This window comes from Ottowia cancrivicina (assembly GCF_029813755.1).
Lineage (GTDB): Bacteria > Pseudomonadota > Gammaproteobacteria > Burkholderiales > Burkholderiaceae_C > Ottowia > Ottowia massiliensis.
On record NZ_JARVII010000049.1, the window covers coordinates 1 to 3,839 of the forward strand.

The following is a 3,839-nucleotide window of genomic DNA, read 5'->3' on the forward strand; positions in this document are numbered from 1 at the left end:
CCGTGGTCGAAATCGTCTTCGTCAACGTCAATCCCCAGGCCACCTTGCTGCTCGGCCAGGCGCGCGGCGCCTGCGTGACGGCGCTGGTCGCGCAAAACCTGCCCGTCACCGAATACACCGCCCTGCAAATGAAGCAAACCGTGGCAGGCCACGGCCGCGCGGCCAAAGCGCAAGTGCAGGAAATGGTGCGCCGCCTGCTCGCCCTGCCCGCCGCCCCCCGACAAGACGCCGCCGACGCGCTCGGCCTGGCCATCACCCACGCCCACGCCAGCCACTCCCTTGCCCGCCTGCAAGCCGCCAGCGGCCAAACGCGCCGCGCCGGCAGCATGTACCGCCAGCGCTGAGGGCCTGTTGGCTCTCTGGCCATGAGGAGCAAAAGCGCGCAGTTCGGGCTGGGCAACAAGGCGCAAACCGCAAACGGGTCTTGCGGCCCAATGGCTGCCCGGCGAAGATTTGCAACGCTCAAGAGCGCGCGAATCCGCGTTTTTCGCGCCTGCAAACCGTTTGAAGATCGCAAACAAGCCCTGACAAACGTGCCGCCCGCCGCTTTGCTGCGCTTGCACCGGCAGCAGCAACAAGGACAGGGCCAAGGTCAGTACGGACGCTGATAGTGGAGCAAAACTTTGGCGGGCGCGACTAAAACCTTGCAGGGCATGGCTTCATTGGGTATTCGTGACGGGCAGAGGCTGGCTGTGGCGGGGTGAGGCGTTGCCGCATCAAAGTCAGGAGCAAATTTGAAGGGGCTGAAAACGGCCTTCGCGCACGTTCCACTAGGACGTCATGCTATTGAATGAGGAGCAAATAGACGACTACAGAAAGACACCCCCTCTTGGACGGACTGCATGAGGCGGCGCGGATTGGTCAGACAAGAAAGTGGCAATGGCCTTCGGCCTGGCTGGCGCGGCCGAGAGAAGCGCTGATCCATTTGGCCCCGAATGACTGGCATAGGACTCTGAAAGCTCGCATTCGGTTTTTCATTGACCCTGCTCTCTCCTTTGACTCTTTTACGGAAATGTTCCTTGGAGCGCGGATGCTTTAAGAGTGAATTTTTTCTTGCCAAGCCCATTCAAGCACATTGCCATCTGACTCTTTCTTTTTTCAGAACCATAAGACAGGCAGTTTATTTACGATCTTCCAGCCATGCCTTATCAAATGGCGGGAACATATTTTTTACAAACAGGTCTGGATCATCTTCATACCTGTCCACCATATATTCGCAAAGATCCCTTACTGTTCTAATCATCAGTTGGTTATTCTTAATCTTGCTGAAAATCAATTCATTGGCGGCATCTTCAATATCATCATTAAGTTCTTCAAATGGATTAATCTCCCAGAATGATCGCTTGACATTGAACAACTTGCAATCCCAATTCATCTCCAAATCAATCTGAGAAACATCCAAACCAAATATCTGTGCCAATCTCTTGATGCAGATTGTGTATATATCATTCTTTGTCAGTTTCATGATTATATCCAATTCTTGTCCAATTCATCAATTGCATTCACATCTCTCAAATGAAGTTGCCTCCCATGCCCCCCATAACAACACCAAGATCATAAAATCCCTCAGCAACCAATAACACTACAATACCATGTGTAATCATCCACCGGTTGCGCCATTTGTGCCTTATCGCTTTTGCTTCTTCTGTTGTGATCCTGCCTTCTTTTAGGGCTTTGGCGACTCTACGACTCGGTTGATTCGTGTAATCATGTATCTTTGGGTTTTTTGAATCAACTGCTTTCCTCCTTTCAAAGCTTGTTTTAGGAACCACTCCATAAAACAATTCAGCCACCAAAGTGCCAAGCACTACACTTAACGGCGCCCTATATTCTCTAACATGATTAGCTAAAATATCAAAATTAAAACAAATCAGACCTAATGAATCATAATAAACCAACGGATTCCCATAGGCATACTGGTAAACATTCACCCCTCCCGCCAGTCCAATCGGATCCGCCTGTATATACCTGCCAATGCCCGGCGCATAGTCCCGGTTCCAGTTCTGGTGCAGCCCCGTTTCCGCATCGAAGTATTGGCCCGGCAACCTCAGGTTGATTTGCGCCGTTGAGGCCGGATTGACTCTGGCCTTGCCGAAAGCCTCGTAGTTCGCTTTCCACGTTGTCTCGCCCGCCTTGTTCAGCGCCAATACGGGCGTTCCCAGGTGGTCCGTGACCAAGTAGTGGTAGCTGGCTTCTTTGAGGCTCTGACCTGCTGCAAGGTCCGCCTGCCAGATGGGGTCGGTGCTCCATAGGCTGCCTTCTTGTTCGTCTTCGTCCTCCTCGTTGGTTCTGGCTTGCTGCGTGTGGGGGTTGAATCCGTACGCCCTGGTGATCCGCCCTTCTTCATCGGCTTCGGCCATCAGGGCGCTTTCGCCGTTGATGTAGTAGGTGGTGCGGCTTGTTGCGCCTTGTGTGACAGTCTTGGCAATTCTTCTTTTGGCTTATTGTTTACTAATCGTAGCGGCAATATCATTTAGTTTTGTCATGCCTTTCGTCATCTACCTCATTTTTTATGAAGAAGATACCTACCATAATAAGCAAACCAAGCAAGCGCAAAAAATATAAAGAAATATAGTCCCCTTCCGGTTACTATAGATATACATACTCCAGAAATAAATAAACACAAAGAGCAAAACCATATCATGATATTCATTTCATGACCTCAAAATTTACATTCATCAAAAAAATTCTGATTGATTTACGAAAGCGATATATGCCATTAATCAATATCACTTATAATATCTCAGATGTTAAGCGAGAACCAAAACGATTCTATTGTCCCATAAAGCCATTGGCTATAGCATTAGGCATATTAGCGCCATCAAAATATTAGTCATCTCTAATAAGGATTTTTACTAGACCCAATTTCGCCAACAATAATATATATATACATCTTGTGGCAATAAACAAAAAGGGTAATAGAGATATTATGACAACTATTGCCAACAAACTACTGGTGCGCTTTGCCACGAAGAGCAACAAATGACCAGATAACCATATGCTAAGCACAGTAAAAATTACATCGAAAAATGAAAATCCACGCATATTTATTTACAGATGCAATCTAATTTTTGTGAAATAGCATATCCACCCATTCCGGCAGCCACAACAACAAGGCCTGCGGCTGCACCTGGCGTCGGTCCAGTGGATAAGGTAGCCCTCCAGTTCCCTGAAAAACTGAAGAAGGCATAAAGCCATCCTTTGGATGCAATAATAATATCGCTTCTTTGTTCTGGCGTCTTATTAGCTAGCCCAAGCTCTTTCCATACCTTATCTGAAACTGTTTTTTGACCAAGTTCATATTTGAATGGGTTATTTGAGAATCTTGCTATTTTCGACACTCGTCCCAACATGCCAATAGGCATTAACATTGTTGCCATTTCGCCAATAAAATAACTATTTGAACACACATCAACACTTTGACCGAAGTCAAAAATTTTTCTTGTTTTTTTTGTAAGTTGTAGCGACATTACATCACCAAACCCGGCTGAAAAATCCACAAACTCTTGTGAAGGAGTCCATCCTCCAGTCATTCTGTAAATCCCGCCCCATACAGAATCCATACCAAACAGTCCATAAGGGTCATAATAAACCAACGGATTCCCATAGGCATACTCATAGACGTTTATGCCCCCCTCCAGTCCAATGGGATCCGCCTGTACATACCTTCCAATGCCCGGCGCATAGTCCCGGTTCCAGTTCTGGTGCAGCCCCGTTTCCGCATCAAAGTACTGGCCCGGCAATCTCAGGTTGATTTGCGCCGTCGAAGCATGGTCTATCCGCGCCTTGCCAAAGGCTTCATATCTGGCTTTCCACGTCGTCTCGCCCGCCTTGTTCAG

General features: G+C 48.0%; 4 protein-coding genes. 1 reads left to right on the forward strand and 3 read right to left on the reverse strand.

The annotated features are described in order from the left end of the window. The coding region (gene ruvC / locus QB898_RS12805) for a crossover junction endodeoxyribonuclease RuvC (protein WP_279525261.1) at positions 1-344 on the forward strand (344 nt) is incomplete at its 5' end. Positions 345-1,120: 776 nt separating this feature from the next. Here ruvC and QB898_RS12810 read toward each other — a convergent pair. The 3 genes from QB898_RS12810 to QB898_RS12820 all read right to left on the reverse strand — a co-directional run. Further along, positions 1,121-1,465 carry a hypothetical protein gene (locus tag QB898_RS12810; protein ID WP_279525262.1) on the reverse strand — a complete coding sequence of 115 codons (345 nt, stop codon included), beginning with the start codon at positions 1,463-1,465 and terminating at the stop codon, positions 1,121-1,123. A gap of 46 nt (positions 1,466-1,511) precedes the next feature. Beyond that, a complete protein-coding gene (locus QB898_RS12815; RefSeq protein ID WP_279525263.1) occupies positions 1,512-2,360 on the reverse strand; it encodes an RHS repeat domain-containing protein in 849 nt (282 codons plus the stop codon). 687 nt (positions 2,361-3,047) lie between these two features. Continuing rightward, a partial coding sequence (locus QB898_RS12820; protein ID WP_279525264.1) for an RHS repeat domain-containing protein occupies positions 3,048-3,839 on the reverse strand: 792 nt, incomplete at its 5' end.

Bases quoted from the DNA above. Each gene is read 5' to 3' on its own strand.
- QB898_RS12810 (WP_279525262.1), bottom strand. From the start codon at position 1,465: ATGAAACTGACAAAGAATGATATATACACAATCTGCATCAAGAGATTG.
- QB898_RS12815 (WP_279525263.1), bottom strand. From the start codon at position 2,360: ATGGCCGAAGCCGATGAAGAAGGGCGGATCACCAGGGCGTACGGATTC.